This is a genomic window from Delftia sp. S65 (assembly GCF_016516495.1).
Lineage (GTDB): Bacteria > Pseudomonadota > Gammaproteobacteria > Burkholderiales > Burkholderiaceae_C > Comamonas > Comamonas acidovorans.
The window spans coordinates 1-17,872 of the sequence record NZ_JACVUR010000004.1; the positions used below are offsets into that span (position 1 = coordinate 1).

At 63.1% G+C, this 17,872-nt stretch carries 16 protein-coding genes; 2 read left to right on the forward strand and 14 right to left on the reverse strand.

Annotated elements, in window-relative coordinates; all coding sequences use genetic code 11:
* Positions 1 to 99: 99 nt before the first annotated feature.
* Positions 100 to 1,107 (forward strand): Bug family tripartite tricarboxylate transporter substrate binding protein, encoded by a 1,008-nt coding sequence (locus IAE24_RS05110; protein ID WP_012207363.1) that lies wholly within the window; start codon positions 100 to 102, stop codon positions 1,105 to 1,107.
* A gap of 221 nt (positions 1,108 to 1,328) precedes the next feature.
* On the opposite strand, the gene IAE24_RS05115 is transcribed toward IAE24_RS05110, so the two are convergent.
* The 3 genes from IAE24_RS05115 to IAE24_RS05125 all read right to left on the reverse strand — a co-directional run bounded on the left by IAE24_RS05115 (position 1,329) and on the right by IAE24_RS05125 (position 5,190).
* Positions 1,329 to 2,126, reverse strand: coding sequence for a hypothetical protein (locus IAE24_RS05115; protein WP_199959352.1), 798 nt, complete (start codon positions 2,124 to 2,126; stop codon positions 1,329 to 1,331).
* A gap of 95 nt (positions 2,127 to 2,221) precedes the next feature.
* A complete protein-coding gene (locus tag IAE24_RS05120; RefSeq protein WP_199959350.1) occupies positions 2,222 to 3,739 on the reverse strand; it encodes an alkaline phosphatase in 1,518 nt (505 codons plus the stop codon).
* A gap of 38 nt (positions 3,740 to 3,777) precedes the next feature.
* Positions 3,778 to 5,190 (reverse strand): alkaline phosphatase, encoded by a 1,413-nt coding sequence (locus IAE24_RS05125; RefSeq protein ID WP_043822237.1) that lies wholly within the window; start codon positions 5,188 to 5,190, stop codon positions 3,778 to 3,780.
* Positions 5,191 to 5,382: 192 nt separating this feature from the next.
* Here IAE24_RS05125 and IAE24_RS05130 point away from each other — a divergent pair, with 192 nt between their 5' ends.
* Positions 5,383 to 6,492 carry an MBL fold metallo-hydrolase gene (locus IAE24_RS05130; RefSeq protein ID WP_199959348.1) on the forward strand — a complete coding sequence of 370 codons (1,110 nt, stop codon included), beginning with the start codon at positions 5,383 to 5,385 and terminating at the stop codon, positions 6,490 to 6,492.
* A 7-nt stretch (positions 6,493 to 6,499) separates the two neighbouring features.
* Here IAE24_RS05130 and IAE24_RS05135 read toward each other — a convergent pair whose 3' ends face one another.
* The 11 genes from IAE24_RS05135 to IAE24_RS05185 form a co-directional block, all read right to left on the reverse strand.
* Positions 6,500 to 7,399 carry a class I SAM-dependent methyltransferase gene (locus IAE24_RS05135; protein ID WP_013800768.1) on the reverse strand — a complete coding sequence of 300 codons (900 nt, stop codon included), beginning with the start codon at positions 7,397 to 7,399 and terminating at the stop codon, positions 6,500 to 6,502.
* Positions 7,396 to 8,016, reverse strand: a complete 621-nt coding sequence (locus IAE24_RS05140) for a DUF1415 domain-containing protein (RefSeq protein ID WP_012207370.1) — start codon at positions 8,014 to 8,016, stop codon at positions 7,396 to 7,398. Before IAE24_RS05140 ends, IAE24_RS05135 begins: the two co-directional genes overlap by 4 nt.
* 138 nt (positions 8,017 to 8,154) lie before the next feature.
* Positions 8,155 to 9,333, reverse strand: coding sequence for a deoxyguanosinetriphosphate triphosphohydrolase (locus IAE24_RS05145; RefSeq protein ID WP_199959337.1), 1,179 nt, complete (start codon positions 9,331 to 9,333; stop codon positions 8,155 to 8,157).
* 64 nt (positions 9,334 to 9,397) lie between these two features.
* Positions 9,398 to 10,516: a 3-dehydroquinate synthase gene (gene aroB / locus IAE24_RS05150; RefSeq protein WP_034397001.1), complete on the reverse strand. Its 1,119-nt coding sequence runs from the start codon at positions 10,514 to 10,516 to the stop codon at positions 9,398 to 9,400.
* Positions 10,517 to 10,645: 129 nt separating this feature from the next.
* Complete coding sequence (locus tag IAE24_RS05155; RefSeq protein WP_096916777.1) at positions 10,646 to 11,167, reverse strand: shikimate kinase; 522 nt, start codon at positions 11,165 to 11,167, stop codon at positions 10,646 to 10,648.
* Positions 11,164 to 12,693, reverse strand: coding sequence for a hypothetical protein (locus IAE24_RS05160; RefSeq protein ID WP_199959336.1), 1,530 nt, complete (start codon positions 12,691 to 12,693; stop codon positions 11,164 to 11,166). Before IAE24_RS05160 ends, IAE24_RS05155 begins: the two co-directional genes overlap by 4 nt.
* Positions 12,694 to 12,716: 23 nt before the next feature.
* Positions 12,717 to 14,864, reverse strand: a complete 2,148-nt coding sequence (gene pilQ / locus IAE24_RS05165) for a type IV pilus secretin PilQ (protein WP_199959334.1) — start codon at positions 14,862 to 14,864, stop codon at positions 12,717 to 12,719.
* Positions 14,861 to 15,409 carry a pilus assembly protein PilP gene (locus IAE24_RS05170; protein ID WP_034397003.1) on the reverse strand — a complete coding sequence of 183 codons (549 nt, stop codon included), beginning with the start codon at positions 15,407 to 15,409 and terminating at the stop codon, positions 14,861 to 14,863. Before IAE24_RS05170 ends, pilQ begins: the two co-directional genes overlap by 4 nt.
* Positions 15,409 to 16,086 (reverse strand): type 4a pilus biogenesis protein PilO, encoded by a 678-nt coding sequence (locus IAE24_RS05175; protein WP_034397004.1) that lies wholly within the window; start codon positions 16,084 to 16,086, stop codon positions 15,409 to 15,411. Before IAE24_RS05175 ends, IAE24_RS05170 begins: the two co-directional genes overlap by 1 nt.
* A complete protein-coding gene (locus tag IAE24_RS05180; protein WP_199959332.1) occupies positions 16,086 to 16,697 on the reverse strand; it encodes a PilN domain-containing protein in 612 nt (203 codons plus the stop codon). Before IAE24_RS05180 ends, IAE24_RS05175 begins: the two co-directional genes overlap by 1 nt.
* Complete coding sequence (locus tag IAE24_RS05185) at positions 16,694 to 17,773, reverse strand: pilus assembly protein PilM (protein WP_034347621.1); 1,080 nt, start codon at positions 17,771 to 17,773, stop codon at positions 16,694 to 16,696. Before IAE24_RS05185 ends, IAE24_RS05180 begins: the two co-directional genes overlap by 4 nt.
* Positions 17,774 to 17,872 lie beyond the last annotated feature (99 nt).

Sequence of the window (17,872 nt, forward strand, 5' to 3'; positions counted from 1 at the left end):
CGCCTGCACAGGCGGGCGCCACACAGGGCCTTGCCCTGGCCCAGCCCGGCGTTGCCGGGCCCGGCCATCCACCTTATTGCCGAATCAGGAGACCTCTCGATGTCCGATCAAACCACTCACTTCACCCGCCGCCGTGGCCTGCAGGCGCTGGCCGCAGCATCCCTGACCGCGCTCGGCGCCCTGTCCGGCACCGCCGCCCTGGCCCAGGACGGCTTCCCCAGCAAGCCCATCACCATCCTCGTGCCCTTTGCCGCTGGCGGCACCACCGACATCCTGGCGCGCATCGTCGCCCAGGCGCTGCAGCAGGAGCTGGGCCAGACCGTGATCGTGGACAACAAGCCCGGCGCTGGCGGCAACATCGGCGCCGTGGCCGCCGCACGTGCACCGGCCGACGGCTACACGCTGTTCATGGGCACCGTGGGCACGCATGCCATCAATGCCGCGCTCTACGCCAAGCCCGGCTTCGACCCCATCAAGGACTTCTCGCCCCTGACGCGCGTGGCCAACGTGCCCAACCTGCTGGTGGCCCACCCCAGCCAGCCGTTCAAGACCGTCAAGGAAATGATCGCCTATGCGCGTGCCAACCCCGGCAAGCTGAACTACGGCTCTTCGGGCAGCGGCAGCTCCATCCACCTGTCGGGCGAGCTGTTCCGCTCCATGACGGGCCTGGACATGGTGCACGTGCCCTACAAGGGCAGCGCCCCGGCCATCACCGACCTGCTGGGCAACCAGATCGCCATCATGTTCGACAACATGCCCTCGGCCATCCAGCATGTGCGCTCGGGCAAGCTGCGCCCCATCGCCGTGACCACGGCCAAGCGCTCGCCCGAACTGCCCGATGTGCCCACCGTGGCCGAAGCCGGCGTGCCCGGCTACGAGGCCACTTCGTGGTTCGGCCTGTGGACCCAGGCCAAGACGCCCGCCGCCGTGCAGCAGCGCCTGTACACGGCCATTGCCAAGGTGCTCAAGGACCCGGCCGTGGTCAAGAAGATCAACGACCAGGGCGGTGATGTCGTGATCGACACGCCGGCCGAATTCCTCGCCTACATCAAGGCCGAATCGACGAAGTGGAGCAAGGTCGTCAAGGACTCCGGGGCGCAAGTCTGACCTTCGTTTCCGTATAAAAGAGCTGCTGCGTGCAGCTCTTTTTCATTGGAGCACCGACCTATTGCTAAGCACCGCCCACATCGCACGAACGAGCGCGGCCCAACTCAGGGACACCGAGGAAGGGCCTAAGCCGGCCGCGCCGCCCCGCACCGAGGGTGTCGTCCCCCTTCAGGGGCGCCGTGCAACGGGGAAGGCGCGAAGCGACTCAGGGGGTAATCATTTCAATCCAGCAGATCGGAGTAGTCGCCCTTGTCGTAGCCTTCGATGGCCTTCCAGGGCTGGGCCAGCGGTGCGGGCAGCTTGGTGGCGGTGACGACGATGCGCTCGGTGCCGTGGGAGTCGCTGCGCTCCACGCGGCGGGCGAACTGGTTGGCCACGTCCCAGTCGATGACGGTGGTCTGTTCGCCTGCCGTGCCGCGGTAGCGCTGCACGCCGTTGTGCGCCTTGCCCACGCGCTCCATGCCCTGCAGCGCGGTGGGAGGCACGATCCAGTACACGTTGTCGAAGGAGCCGCCGTAGCCCACGTTGCCGTGGTGGGCCAGGTCCACGCTGATGACGCGGCGCAGCTTGGCCAGGATGACTTCCACGCCGACCTTGCCGTCATCGGCGCGGCGGATGGACAGGGGTGCGGCGCGGGCCTCGTCATGGGCGTGGCCGGCGTGCGGGCCGTGGGCATGGTCGTGGCCGTGCTCCTGGCTCTGGCGCAGGGCGGCGGGCATTTCGCGCTCTATCCACAGCTGGGCCTTGCGGCGATAGACACGGTTGGTATAGACGCTGCTTCGCTGCACGCCGTCGCTGCCCACGCTCATGGCTTCATAGGTGATGCGCAGGTCGGCTTCGGGCGTGGCCTGCACGGCGGCCGTGGTGCGGGCCACGGAATCCGCAGGGACTGCGGCCGTGGGTGTGGATGCCGCCGCCTTGGCCGGCTCGGCGGCCCATGCAGCGGAGACGGAACAGGCCAGCAGCGCGGCCGCGTAGATGTGGCGCGCCGCACGCGGCGCCGGAAGGGAAAGCGTCATGGAATCCAGCCAATGCGAAAAAACCGGGGCCGGGCACACGCATGTGCCACGGCTCCGGCCAGGGGTTGGCAAGCAGCCAACGAAGGAAGAAACAATTACAGGCCAGCGGCTTCGCGGACCTTGGAGAACACCTTGGTGTTGTCCATCGTGCCCTTGAAGATCTTGGCGCCTGCGCCGCCGGCGAACAGCATCACGTCGCCGCCGCCATGGGTCTCGGAGCCCGGCGTGCCCAGGTTCAGGCCGACTTCCTGCAGGTAGTTGTCGTCCGTGGTGTCCACGGCCGTCACGTCGTCGCGCGAGGCGCCGCGCGTGGGAGCGATCCAGGGCTTGTTGCCATCTTCGGCATTGACCTGGCTGGAGGCCGTGGCGTTGGGACGTCCGCCGTTGCCGAAGGCCAGCGTGGTGTAGGGCTTGCCGTCCTGGGCCTTGGCCATCTGGCCGGTCTGGTAGTCCTGCACCTTGCCCAGGATGGGATTGCCGATCTTGGAGTAGCCGTTGAACACCATGTTGTGGTCGTGATCGGCCGTGACGACGATCAGCGTGTTCTTCAGGCCCGGGTCCTTCTTTTCCATGTAGGCCATGGCGGTCTCGATGGCGCGGTCGAAGGCCAGCGTGTCCTCCAGCGCGCGCTTGGCATTGGTGCCGTGCAGTGCGTGGTCGATGCGGCCGCCTTCCACCATCAGGAAGAAGCCCTTGTCATTGCGGCTGAGCACGTCCAGCGCCTTGCCGGTCATGTCGGACAGGCTGGGCTCGTCCAGCCTTTGCTTGACGCGGTCCAGCTCGTAGGCCATTTCGCTTTGCGTGAACAGGCCCAGCAGCTTGGGGGCCTTGGTCGCGTCCAGGGCCGACAGCTCGCTGCCCTTGGCGACATAGGCGTAGCCCTTGGCCTTCATCATGTCCACGAGGTTGGCCGTGTCCGTGCGCTTGCTGCTGGGGTTGACCGACTTGGGCAGGTAGTTGCGCTGGCCGCCGCCCATGAGTACGTCGATGCCGTCGCCCAACTTGGCGTTGTAGTTGGCATGGCCGGGCACGGACTGCTCGGCAATGCTGTTGTAGCCATTGCGGTTGCAGATGTGGGCGTAGGTGGCCGCAGGCGTCGCATGGCCCACGCGCGTGGTGGAGATGGCGCCCACGGCACGGCCCTTGGCCTTGGACAGTTCCAGCAGGGTCTGCGCGGGCTGGCCGTTGCCGGCCGGGCAGGTGGTGTCCTCGCCGTTGATGTACTGCTGGCCGTTGGCCGCATAGGCCAGGGTCTCGGCCGACATGGAGATGACTTCGTTGTTCATCTTCACGCCGGTCATGTAGGCCGCCATCGAAGGCGCGCTGTCCGTGGTCTGTCCATCGCGCGAGAAGGTCTTGACGCGGCTGGCGTAAGGCAGAGACTGCATGGTCAGCGTGGCGCGCTCGCTGCTGGTCAGTGCCGTGGGATTGGCAGCCAGCTGCTTCTCACCCTTGTAGATGCGCGCGGCGGTCACGGTGACCGGGCCCATGCCGTCGCCGAGGAAGAAGATGACGTTCTTGGCCTCGCCAGCCGCATGGGCGGCAGGTGCCAGCAGCGCCAGCGCGCCGGCCGCAGCCAGGGCGAGGGAGGTCTTTTGGAGGATCGGATGCATGTGGAATTCCTTGAGTGCCTTGATTGCAGCGTGCGGCATCACAAGCCGATGCTCTTCTTGATCAGCGTGAAGACGGTGGTGTTGTCGATCACGCCCGAGAACGTATCGGCACCCATGCCTTGCGCGCCCAGGAACACGTCGCCGCCGCCGTGGGTTTCGGAGGCCAGGGGCACCACGGCCTCCTGCAGGTAGTCGGGGCTTTCCAGCGAGGCAGCGTCGATGGGACCCCGCGTGGCCAGGCGCTTGGGACCGTTGCCGAAGCCCAGGATGGTGTAGGGATTGCCGTCCACGTCGGTGGAGGCCTTGCCATCCACGTAGTTCTTGACCAGGCCCAGCACGCCGGGCTTGCCGGCCTCGGTCTTGCCGGTGCGCGCGGCATAGCCGTTCAGGTGCAGCGTGTGGTCATGGTCGGCGGTGACGACGATCAGCGTGTTCTTCAGGCCCGGATCGAGCTTGGCCATCTTGTCCAGCGCGGTCTGGATGGCGTTGTCGAAGGCCACGGTGTCCTGCAGCGCGCGGCGCGCGTTGGTGGCGTGCAGCGCATGGTCGATGCGGCCGCCTTCCACCATCAGGAAGAATCCCTTCTTCTTGGCCGACAGTGCGTCGATGGCCTTGCCCGTCATCTCGGCCAGGCTCGGTTCCTTGGTCGCATCGCGGTCCAGGTCATAGGCCATGTGGTCCTTGGTGAACAGGCCGGCGATCTTGCTGCCGTCCACGGGCAGCTTGTCGAACTCGCTCTTGTTGGCGGCGTAGCTGTACTTTTGCGTCTTGAACTCGGCGACCAGGTTGCGGCTGTCGTTGCGGCGGCCGCCGTCGGCCTTGGGCGTGAAGTAGTAGGAGCCGCCACCCAGGATCACGTCCACGCCGTCACCGAGCTTGCTGTTGTAGCCGGAGCCGCCGGGCACCAGGGCCGCGGCAATGGTGTTCTCCGCATCGCGGTGGCAGACGTGCGAATAGGTGGTTGCCGGCGTGGCATGCGTGATGCGCGCGGTGGAGACCACGCCCGTGCCGTAGCCGGCGGACTTCATCTGCTCGAGCAGGGTGGGAACGGCCTGGCCGTTGCCGCTGGGGCAGGTGCTGTCGTAGTTGGTGTGATAGGCCTTGCCCGCAGCGTCCGTGGCCTTGGTGTCGGGCGTCATGGAGATGACTTCGTTGTTCATCTTCACGCCGGTCATGTAGGCGGCCATCGAGGGCGCGCTGTCCGTCACCTGGGCGTCGTTCGAGAAGGTGTGGACGAAGGCCGTCTCGGGCAGCTTGTCCATGGTGAGCTCACCGTCTTCACCCACGCTGTAGATGCGTGCGGCCGTCATGGTGGTGATGCCCATGCCGTCACCCAGGAAGAACAGCACGTTCTTGGTCGGAGCGGCTGCGGACGAACCGTCGCTGCCGCCACAGGCGCTCAACAGCAGCGAGGCACCAGCCAGCGCGCTGCACAACATCTTCAATTTCATGCGGATATCCCTCTGTAGGCAGGGGACCCCGCAGCACGGCCGCGCCCTCCCCCTGTTGATTGACCCGTGCACTGTAGGAGCGGCCTGTGACGAGCCCGTGACAGCAAGGCAGCAGCGGCAGGCGTATCGTTGCGGGGATGCGCTGCCAGCCGGGGAGCACCCGGCCACCTCAGCGACTGAACAAGGAACCCCATGGACCAGAAAGCCCAAGCCCCGAACGCCTCGCACGCCACGGATGCGCCGCCCAAGCCGGTGCTCGACTACCCGTTCGAGGCGCCACCGCAGCGCGGGCAGACGCTGGAGGTCGCACCCGGCGTGCTCTGGATACGCATGCCCCTGCCCTATGCGCTGGATCACATCAATCTCTGGGCCATCGATGACGGCCAGGGCTGGGCCATCGTCGATACCGGCGCGCGCACCGACGAAGGCGTGGCTACCTGGCGCGCGCTGTTCTCCCAATCCACCGACGGCCGCTCGCTGACGCGCGTGCTGGTCACCCACATGCACCCCGACCATGTGGGCCTGGCCGGCTGGCTGACGCGCAAGTTCCATGTGCCGCTGTACATGACGCGCCTGGAGTACCTCAACTGCCGCGTCGTGGTCTCGGACTGCAGCCGTGAGGCGCCGCCCGACGCCATCGCCTTCTACCGCCGCGCAGGCTGGAGCGACAGCGCCCTGGAGTCCTACCGCGCCCGCTTCGGCAACTTCGGCAAGCACATCCACGCCCTGCCCGACAGCTACCGCCGCCTGCACGACGGCGAGGAACTGCGCATAGGAAAGCACCTGTGGCGCGTGGTGGTCGGCAGCGGCCACTCGCCCGAGCACGCCAGCCTCTACTGCCCCGATCTCAAGCTGTTGATCTCGGGCGACCAGGTGCTGCCGCGCATCTCGTCCAACGTCTCGGTCCATGCCATGGAGCCAGACGCCAACCCCATGGCCGACTGGATGGATTCTTTGGAAAAGGTCAGGCGCGAAGTGCCCGACGATGTGCTCGTCCTGCCCGCGCATGGCGATTGCTTTCGCGGCCTGCATGCACGAATCGATTCACTGGCCGCAGGCCAGGAACGCGCCAACGCCCGCTTGCTGGCCGCACTGGCCGAACCGCGTCGCGCCGTCGATGTCTTCGGCGCCCTGTTCTCACGCCCCATCAGCGAATCCAGCCCCGCCCTGCTGGGCATGGCCACGGGCGAGAGCCTGGCCTGCCTGAATCATTTGATGCATGCGGGGCAGGTGGAGCGCAGCATCGATGGTGAGGGGATTGCCTGGTACCGGGCGATGCCCGGTGCCGCAGCCATCGGCTAGGAACCGATCAGGCGGGAACGGCCTGTGCGGGGGCCGGCAGATGAGGATAGCGGTGCGCCAGCGTCTGCTCCAGCCCGAACTGCGCCAGCAGGGCATGCAGCCGTTCGGCCGAGCTGCGCTTTTTCTGCCCCGTATAACGCGCAATGATCAGCTCGTTCTTCATGCTGTGCTCCCAGCCGACCAGCTCGGTCACGGTGACCTGGTAGCCACAGGCTTCCAGGTACAGGCAGCGCAGCACGTTGGTGAGCTGGCTGCCCATTTCGCGCGTGTGTATGGGATGGCGCCACAGTTCGGCCAGCGGCGTGCGCGTAAGGCTCAGCGCCTTGGTCTGGCGCAGGCAGGCAGCGACCTCGGCCTGGCAGCAGGGCACCAGCACCATGGCCTTGGCCTTTTTCTCCAGGCCGAAGGCGATGGCATCGTCGGTGGCGGTGTCGCAGGCGTGCAGGGCCGTGACCACGTCGAATTGCGCAGGCATGAAGTCGGCATGCGTGGATTCGGCCACCGACATGTTGAGGAAGCCCATGCGGTCGAAGCCCAGCTCGGCGGCCAGCTTCTGTGAAGCTTCCACCAGCGGCGCGCGCGTTTCTATGCCGTAGATATGGCCGCGCCCCAGCGGTTTGAAATACAGGTCGTAGAGGATGAAGCCCAGGTAGGACTTGCCGGCACCGTGGTCGGCCAGGGTGACCGCATGGTCGTCGGCCGACAGTTCTTCGAGGATGGGGGCGATGAACTGGTACAGGTGGTAGACCTGCTTGAGCTTGCGCCGCGAGTCCTGGTTGATCTTGCCTTCGCGCGTGAGGATGTGCAGAGCCTTGAGCAGTTCGATGGACTGGCCGGGCTTGAGGCCCAGCTGCTCGGTCACATCCTGCTCGGGTTTCGCGGCAGGCTTGCCTTGGCGCGCCTTCATTCGGCTGCGCCCGGCTTGGCTGCATGCGCCACGGGGCAGCGCGCGCCCACGCCCATGTCCAGCCAGCCTTCGATGCCGATCTTCTCCAGCGTCTCCATGTTGCGCTCGTAGATGGACTCCGCCTCGGGGAATGCTTCGACCGCCTTGTCTATGCTGTCCTCGCGCAGCAGGTGCAGCGTGGGATAGGGCGAGCGGTTGGTGCAGTTGGTGACGTCGTCGGCTTCGGTGCCCTCGAACTGGAACTGCGGATGGAACGAGGCCACCTGCAGGATGCCTCCCAGGTCCAGTTCCTCGACCATGGCGTCGGCCACTTCGAGGAAATCGTTGAAGTCCAGGAACTCCTGCAGCGCATGGGGCAGGATCAGCAGCGTGGTGTCGCGCTTCTCAGGCGAGGCCTCGGCCAGCGCCTCCAGCTCGCGGTGCAGGTCCGCCGCCACGCCCTCGGCGTCGGTGGCCTGGCTGACCGTGTAGTGGATCTGGCCCTTGATGTGCACGCCCTTGGCGAAAGGGCACAGGTTCAGGCCGATCACGGCCTTTTCGAGCCAGTGCACCGTATCCTCGATCACGGTGACAGGCGGAAACTCGGCCGCGCGAATCTCGTGGTTGGTATCGGTCATGGCTGTGCCCTTCAAAAATGCGAACGGGGGCACTGCGCCCCCAGACATTGCGAAACCGTCCAGGAACCCTTCCCTGCCCTGTCACGCAGGGTCCGCATTCTAGCCGCGCCGCCCGGGCGATGCCGGTGCTCGGATTTCTCAGCCCAGCAGGCGCAGGCCTGTCAGCAGCTCATGCTCCCGGGCCGCGTAGCGATCCGTCATCCCGGCGATGAAGTCGGCCACCACCCGCGCACGCGCCGATACGTCCTCGGCCAGCATGGCCCGCTGCACGAAACGCGGCTTCATGCGATCGGGCTCAACCATGTAGGCCGCAAACAGCTCGGCCACCACCTGCTGCGCGCCGTCCATGGTCTTCATCACCTGTTCGTGGCGATAGAGATTACGGAACAGGAACTGCTTGAGCTGCAGCGACTGCTGCCTCATGGTATCGCTGAAGCCCACCAGGGGGCCAGCCTGTGCGCGCACCTCATCGACCGAACAGGGCCGCGCCTGAGCAATGCGTTGCTGCGTGGCGGCGATCACGTCATAGACCTGCTCGCTGAGCATGCGGCGGATGCTTTCGTACAGCAGTCGGCGCTCGGCCAAAGGCATGCCCAGTTGGGGATGCTCGGCCAGCGTTGCATCGTGATAGCGCGCGAACAAAGGAACGGCCTCGCGCAGCTGGGCCATGGTGATCAGGCCGGAGCGCACGCCATCGTCCACGTCATGGGCGTTGTAGGCAATGGCATCGGCCAGATTGCACAGCTGGGCCTCCAGCGAAGGCTGCCGGCCCAGCAAAAAGCGCTGGGCCACGCCACCGGGCTCCCGCGCTTCCAGGTGCTCGGCATTGGTGCGCGAGCAGTGCTTGAGAATGCCCTCGCGCGTCTCGAAGCTCAGGTTCAGGCCGTCAAAGGCCGGATAGCGCTCCTCCAGCCGATCCACCACGCGCAGGCTTTGCAGGTTGTGCTCGAAGCCGCCGTGCGGCTGCATGCAGGCATTGAGCGCGTCCTGGCCCGCATGGCCGAAGGGGGTGTGGCCCAGATCGTGGGCCAGGCAGATGGCTTCGACCAGATCCTCGTCCAGTTGCAGCGACCGGGCGACCGAGCGGCCCAGTTGGGCCACCTCCAGCGAATGCGTCAGCCGTGTGCGGAACAGGTCGCCTTCATGGTTGACGAAGACCTGGGTCTTGTAGACCAGTCGCCGGAACGCCGAGGAATGGACAATGCGGTCCCGGTCGCGCTGGTAATCGCTGCGCGTGGGCGTAGGCGCCTCCGGGAAACGCCGCCCCCGGCTGAACGCCGGGTTGCAGGCATAGGGGGCCAGGGCCTGTTTCTGCATTCGATCGCCTCATCATGCTGACAAGGGCACTCTAGCAGTTCCGGCTTGCCCCCGGCGCCGCGCGTCAGGCGCAGCAGGCGTCTATGACTTCGCGCACCAAGGCATCGGGTGCCGAGCGCATGACGGCCTTTCCCGGCCCGTCGATGAGAACGAAGCGGATCTCGCCCGCCTCGGACTTCTTGTCCACGCGCATCAGCTCCAGATAGCGGCCAGCGTTGTCACGCGCATCCAGTACGGCGCCACGCACGGGCAGGCCCGCACGTTCGATCAGCACGCGCAGCCTTTGCACAAAGGCGGCATCCACCAGGCCAAGGCGCTGCGACAGCTCGGCCGCCATGACCATGCCGGCGCCCACGCCTTCGCCGTGCAGCCAGTTGCCATAGCCCATGCCGGCTTCGATCGCATGCCCGAAGGTGTGGCCGAAATTGAGAATGGCGCGCAGCCCAGCCTCTTTCTCGTCCTGCCCCACGACCCAGGCCTTGATCTCCACGCTGCGCTTGATCGCGTGCGCCAGTGCCGTGCGGTCGCGGGCAAGCAAGGCATCCATGTTCTCCTCCAGCCAGGCCAGGAAGTCCATGTCGGCGATCGGCCCGTACTTGATGACCTCGGCCAGGCCGGCGCTCAGCTCGCGCACGGGCAGCGTGTCCAGCGAAGCCAGGTCGCAAACCACCAGTTGCGGCTGGTAGAAGGCGCCGATCATGTTCTTGCCCAGCGGATGGTTGATGGCGGTCTTGCCGCCCACCGACGAGTCCACCTGCGACAGCAGCGTGGTGGGCACCTGCACGAAGGGCACGCCGCGCATATAGCTGGCGGCGGCAAAGCCGGTCATGTCGCCAATGACGCCACCGCCCAGCGCGAACAGCACGGTCTTGCGGTCGCAGCCGCCGGACAGCAGGTCGTCAAAGATCAGGTTCAGCGTCTGCCAGTCCTTGTGGGCCTCGCCATCGGGCAGCACCACGGTACGCACGCTGCGGTAGCGTTGTTCCAGCACGCGACGCAGTGCGGGCTCGTAGAGCGGCGCGACCACATCATTGCTGACGATCACGGCCTGGGCCGCAGAAGGCAGGGCGGCATAGGTCGCGGCCTGGTCCAGCAGGCCGGTGCCGATGGTGATCGGATAGGAACGGTCACCCAGGTCGATGGTCACGACCTGGGCGGCAGGCAAGGAGGAAGCGGTGGGCAAGATGGTGTCGCTCCAAGGCAGAAAGAGTGAAAGGAATTGCGCGACACGGCAGCGCGCCCGGCAACCGCCGATCTTAAAGAAAAAGGCCCCGGCAAGTGCCGAGGCCTTTGGTGTTCCACCTGACTGTGCTCAGGCCAGTTCCGCCTGCATGCGTATGCGCTGCGCAGCCTGCGCCACAGACAGACCCGATGTCTGGATCACGAAGTGAGCCGTCTCCAGATAAAGCGGCTCGCGTTGCAGCAACAGCTCCCGCAGGCGCAGCGCCGGGTCTTCCACCTGCAGCAAGGGCCGCGTCACATCGTTGCGCAGCCGCGCGGCGATGGCCTCTGGCGTGCAATCCAGATAGAAGACCTGGGTGCGCGCATGCAGATGGCGTCGGTTTTGCTCGCGCAGCACCACACCGCCGCCCGTGGACAGCAGCAGGCTGGATGTGGAGGCCGACAGCTCATCAATGACCTGCGACTCCATGTCTCGAAAAGCCTGCTCGCCCTCGCGCTCGAAAAACTCCCGGATGCTGCAGCCTATGCGCTGCTCGACCACATGATCCGCATCCACAAAACGCATCGACCACAGGCGCGCCAGCTGGCGCCCTATGGTCGATTTGCCGGAGCCGGGCAGGCCGATCAGGGCGATCGGCCTTTGACCTGTCAAGGGGCTGTCGGAGTGGTGGGGGTTGTCGGAGTGGTGGCTGTCGCGCATGCCGGATAGTCCACGGGCAGGGTCAAGGTGCTCACATTATTATTGGATTTGAAGGTGAACTGCACTTGAGTCGAGCCCGCAGGAGTACCAATCTTCGAAGTCACCTGGAAAGCAACTCCGCTGCGGCCTGAGACACGATCAAGCACCGGGGATCCGTTGAACACGGAAACCGTCACATTAGTGTCCAGGGATTTGGCCTCGATGGTCGTCCCGGCCGGTGCAGGAAAGCCCTTAGGAGTTCCTAGTTCACCCGTCCAGATCGCATTACAAGTGGCATCCAGCTTGCTCACCGTCAACTTATTGACCAACGCACCGCTTTGGTACAGGCTCAGCCAGCCCACCGAAGTAGCCTTCAGGAACAGGCTGTCGCTGATGACTTGGCCCGTGCCCAGCACAGTCGAAATGGCCACGTTGATCAGTTGACCGTCGGCAGGACGCGGATTCTGCACTTGGTAGTCCACCGTGCACAGTCCGTTGACTGTCTGGCAGCCACCACGATTGGAAGAACCAACGCGGCCGAAGTCCACTGTTGCGACCACAGGCACGCCATCGGATACCGGATTACCGTTGCTGTCCACAATGCCAATGCGCAGTGTGGATGTATCACCGGAAAGGTCCAGGTCCAGGTTGAACTTGGAGGCAGAAAGATCGAAGCCGCGCTGCGTGGAAATACCGGTGGTCACGGTCAAAAGATCTGATTGCGACGTCACGTTCCGACCATTCACCGTTGCCCTCACAACAACGGAAGTGGGAGCGCTTTTGGATGATACCGACGTGGTCACGATGCCATCATTGTTCGAGCGAGCCTGGGCAATATTGACCTGGACACCCCCTGTGGCTTCCATGAAATCCACAACCACGTCTTTGATCGGGCTGCCGCTGGAATCAACCACCTTGAAACGGAGGATGGCGGTCTCAGAGCGCCCATTACCACCCGATCCTTTGATAACGATGGATTTGTCAGACGGAACCACATCCAGGAAATTGATGGCCTGGACCAAGGCCTGAGGATCGCCCGTGGGAGGTGCGCTCGTAATGGCCAGATTCTGGCCGCCGGACACTTCCTTGGTTGCAATTGTGGCAGAGGCCTTGACGCGGGTCGCGCCGATCGAGGTTGCGGTGGCCGCTGAAATTTCCACTTCAGCCACGCCCTTGCTGTCCGTCAGGGCAGTCCTGGATTCAGGGCTGAATTTCAACAAACTCCCGCCATCTTCCGAAAACGTCACGATTTCATTGGCAACTGCAGCGCCTTTGGCATCCAGCAAGGTCGCACGCGCCCTGGCGGTGCTCTCAGAGGCGGTGATCGAAATGACACCCTGCGCGCTGGAGGACGCGCCAGTGATCACCTGAATCGTCATGGTTCCTGCCGGAGTTTCGGTTCCTCCTCCCGTACCACCACCGGTGCCCGGATTTCCCCCTCCGCCACCACATGCGACCAGCGTAAAGGCCGTCAAAGCGGCCAGCCACAACTTTTTCATCAGAAATCTCCCTAAATTTTCACTCAGCGTTTTGCAGCGCTATCAGAAATCATTTTTGGTGTAATGAATACCAGCATTTCTCTCTTGGAAGAGGCCCTGGAGCGGCTCTTGAAAAGATTACCCAGTACAGGCACATCACCCAACAACGGAATCTTGTTTTCCTGATTGGTTTCTTCCAGTTCAAAGATGCCACCAATCACCACGGTGCCGCCGTTTTGCACCAGGATCTGCGTCTTGATATGCTTGGTATCAATAGCTACACCTTGGGTCGTTGTTTCACCGCGAGAATCCTTGTTGATATCCAGATCCAGGATGATATCGCCTTCAGGAGTTATTTGCGGCGTCACTTCCAGCTTCAACACCGCCTTCTTGAAGGCTATGGTGGTCGCTCCGTTAGGAGCAGTGACTGAATATGGGTATTCAGTACCCTGCTCGATCAGCGCCTTTGTCTGGTCAGCGGTCATGAGACGAGGGCTTGAAATGATCTTGCCTTGCCCATCGGCCTCCATTGCCGAAAGCTCCAGCGTAAGGAAGCGATTGGCTGCAGCATTGAAGATGGACATGGCAAACGTGCCAGACCCTGCAACACCTGCCACGGAGGCAGGAAGATTCACGAAGCTGCCCGAAGTGTTGACCGTACCTCCAGCACCCGCTGAAGCATTTGCGTTATCGAACCCCGTACCGAATACAACACGATTGTCACCGCCGATGCTATAGCCGCCATCACCACCGCGCTGGGCACGCAAGTCCCCGCCGCCGAGGCGCACACCCAGCGCACGACCGAACGTGTCACGGGCTTCCACAATACGCGCTTCAATGAGCACTTGCCGCACTGGCACATCCAGCGTCGCCAGCAATGCCTTCATGGCCTCAAGCTTGGCAGGGGTGTCCGTCACAAAGAGTTGGTTGGTTCGAGGCTCGGAGATTGCAGAACCACGCTCGGACAGAAATCTCGTGGCAGTTCCACCAACACCCGCACCACTGGTGTTCGTCGTGATTTGCAACAGAATATCGGCCGCCTTCGCATAGTTCAGCTGAAAGCCCTGGGTGCGCAGCGGCTCCAGTTTCTGGATTTCCATCGCCGCTTCATAGTCACGCTTGGTACGCGCATCAATCTCATCCTTGGGCGCAATCCAGAGCACCGAGCCCGACTTTCGCATGCCCAGGCCCTTGGCATCCATGATGATCTGCAGCGCCTGATCCCAGGGAACATCCTTGAGACGCAGGGTCAATGCCCCGGAAACCGTGTCCGAAGTCACGATATTGAAGTTCGTGAAGTCGGCAATCACCTGCAGCAGCGACCGCACTTCGATGTTCTGGAAATTCAGGGAGAGCTTTTCACCGCTATAGCCGGGTCCCTGCGTGAGCTTGCTCACATCCACCTTTTTCTGGCGGACCTCGATCACAAACTGGCTGTCGCTTTGATAGGCACTGTGCTCCCAGTCACCTGTAGGGGCAATGCGCATGCGCACCGACTCACCCTGCTGCACCGAAGAGATTGTCTGCACCGGCGTTCCGAAATCCGCAACATCCAGCTTGCGACGCAATCCTTCAGGCAGGGAGGAGCGCAGAAAATCGACCACCAGCTCCTTGCCTTCGCGGCGCAGATCCACGCCGACCTGGCTATTGCTCAGCCCCACGACGATGCGGCCAGAACCATCACTGCCACGACGGAAATCAACATCCCGAATGGGTTGGACATCACTGCCAAAAGCTGTCTTGGCTTCAAACACGCCCTGCTGCGTAGAAGGCTTTACTGTGGCAGACGTTGCCACCGGATCCAACAGGATCAGCAGCGCCTTGCCTTGGCGTTCAGTGCGGTAGGACGTAGCAGACTTCAGATTCAGCACCAGGCGGGAGCGGCCCGATGCCTCCACAATATTGATGGAGCGCAGGTTGCCCTGGTTGAGCTCGACCATCGATTTACCCGTGGCATTGGTTGCGCCAGGGAAATCCAGTGCGATTCGTGCAGGCGACTGGATTGCAAATCCGGTCGGGTCCGCCGCCAGCGCTTCGGAAAGCTCGATGCGCACCACCTCAGTGCCCCCTTGAATCGAGCCGGAGACCGACTCTATCGCGGACTGCGCCCATGCCAAGGAGCCAAGCAGCCAACCGCCTACGGCGATTCCCCAGCGAGCCTTGTGCAACATGCTTCGATGTGTGCCCATCATTTTCTTCCCTCCTGCAACTCCAGTGTGCTATTTCTCTCTATCCAGTCGCCGCTGCCGTCCTGGACTATTTCCCGCAACTGGATGGACGTCTCGGTGATCCGGGTAACCTTGCCGTAGTTCTGCCCCAGGTAATTTCCTGCCCGAACCTGGTACAGCAAAGCCCCCACCCTGACAAGCGCCGTAGGCACGCCTTTTTTGTCCAGACTGCCGACCATGGTCATTGCGTCCAAAGGCTCGGCCTCCAGCGGTTCCTTGCGGCGATTGAGTTCGGAAGCAATCAGGGTGGTATTGGCGCTAGTCTGTGCAGACTCCCTGCGCAGCACCTGCATCAGCTTCATGGGATTGAAAGGATCCATGCCATCAGAACCAAGATAGGCCTGGGGCGTGAAGATCTTGGGCTCTTCCAAAGGCTTGACACGGGGCTTGGCATTGGCTCTTTCCTGGGCCATCCAGGTCTGCAGCTCCTCCTGATCAGAAGAAGAGCAGCCTGAGACGGCCAAGCAGGCTGCCAGCGTGAGCCAGCCGCTGAAACGCATGTGTCTCATTATTTCTTGCCCTTCCCTGCAGCCGCGCGTTGCGCCTGCACCTCGTCGGCATCCAGGTAGCGGAAGGTCCGTGCCGTCGCCTCCATGCTCAAGACTTCGCTGCCTTCCTTACCCACGGGGACGATCGAGAGATTGTTCAAGGTCACGATGCGCGACAGGTAGGCCACATCGGAGGCGAATGATCCGATGTCGTGAAAGCGACCAGTCACCTTCAAAGCAATGGGCAGCTCAGCGTAGTACTCCTTGACCACCATCGCACCAGGCCGGAAGGTTTCAAACTGCAGGCTGCGGCCCAGGCCTGCTTGATTGATATCCGAGAGCAGCGCCGCCATTTCCGCCTTGCTGGGCAATTGCTTTTCCAGTTGCGTCACATACTGCTGGACCTGTTCACGCTGCTTCTTCAGGCCATCCAGGCTGACGGCCTTGGACAGCTTCTGGCTGAAGTCCTGGCGCAGCGTGACTTCGGTATTGCGCTCCTGCTCCAAGGTGTCTTCGTAGTCCTTGATCAGCACATACCAGAGCACGGCGGCCACAGCCAGCGCGATGGCCACACACAAAAGCGCCCGCGGCAACACAGGCCACCGCGACGGGTCATTGGGATCAAGACCACGGAACTGGCGCTGGATGTTCTCCTGCAGTGCGGAGAAGTCGATGTCTTTCTTTTTCTTCTTGGCCATCACTGGGGCTTTCCTGGGTTGGCCGGCGTCGAAAGGCTCTTTTCCGCCACACTGGCGCGCGTCAGTTGAAAGCGCAGATTGAACGCAGCAGCGCGGCGCTGGTCCTTGGGCGTGACATTGACCGTCCTGGCCACGATCTCCACCAGATCCGGCTTGGAGATCCAGGGCGTTCCTTCGGACAGATTGCGCAGCATTTCGGAAACCCGCTCATTGGACTGCGCCGTACCCTGCATGGTCACAGACAGACCTTCCTGCCTGATGCTGGTGATGTAGACGCCATCGGGCAACTGCGCCACCAGCTCGTTGAGCATGTGCACCGGAAGATTGCGGTCGGACTGCAGATCTTCCACGGCCTTCTGACGTGCACGCAGGGCCGTGATCTCATCCTCCAGCCCGGCGATCTCCTTGATCTGAGACTCCAGCACGGTGATCTGGGCGCGCAGCATGCTGTTCTTTGCCTGCTGGGCCTCGATCATCATCTGGTACCACCAATAGACTGCACCAATGATCAAAAGCCCTATCAGGGCCGACAGGACCATGGTGGCCTGGAATGCTTCCTTGCGTCGCTTGCGTGTTGCTTCTCTGTGCGGAAGCAGATTGATCAGAATCACGACACAAACCTCCGCATGGCCAGTCCGCAGGCGGTCAGGTAGGCGGGGGCCTCGCGCGACATGCGCTTGAGGCGTACGCCGCTGCCGACTTCCATTCCATCAAAGGGATTGGCAAGGCTGCAGGCAAATCCGGTCTGCTGCGTGATGGCCTCGGACAGGCCGGAAAGTGGGGCCGAGCCGCCTGCCAGCAGGATGTGGTCTATGCGGTTGTGGGGCGTACTGGTGAAAAAGAACTGCAGTGCGCGCGACACTTCCTGCGTCATGCTTTGCACAAAGGGCTTGAGCACGGCGGACGCGTAGTCCTCCGGAAGTTCGCCGCTGCGCTTCTTGGACTCGGCCTCTTCGAGCGAGAAACCATATTGGCGCGCGATCAGTTGCGTCAGCTGTGCGCCGCCAAAGGCCTGGTCCCGGTCATACAGCACCTCGTCGTCGCGCAGGATCTGCATGCTGGTCGTCATGGCGCCCAACTCGAACAAGGCCACAAGGGCGTTGTTGCCCTGATTGGGCAGGCGCTCGATCAGCCGTGCAGCCGCCATGCGGGAGGCGTGGGGCTCGATGTCGATGACCATGGGCTTGAGGCCGGCCGCCTCGGCCAGGCCCTGGCGGTCCTGCACCTTCTCGCGGCGCGATGCGGCAATGAGCACGTCCACGTCGCCGGGTGAATTCGATGACGGGCCTATGACACAGAAGTCCAGGCTCACTTCATCGAGCGAGAATGGAATGTACTGATTGGCCTCGGATTCGACCTGGACCTCCAATTCCTGCTCGCTCATGCCGTCCGGCAGCGAAATCTTCTTGGTGATCACGGCTGAGGCCGGCAGGGCCATGGCCACGTTCTTGGTCCGCGTGCCGCTTTTTTTGACCAGTCGCCGTACAGCCTCTGCCACTTCATCGAACTTTTCGATGTTGCCGTCCGTGATCCATCCCCGCTCCAGCGGTTCGATGGCACAGCGCTCCAGCAACAGTTCGCCCGACTTGGCACGAGACAACTCAACGAGCTTGGCGCTCGAAGAACTGATGTCGATGCCTAGCAAAGGTGCGGGCTGGCGACTGAATAAGGATCCCATAGCAATCAACTTGCCCTCCCTCTTCTTGTGTATGTAAAGAACGCAACAAACCTTCACATATAGGTTGAATGCTATCAGCAAGACTGTCCGCAGCTCACCATGCCAGCC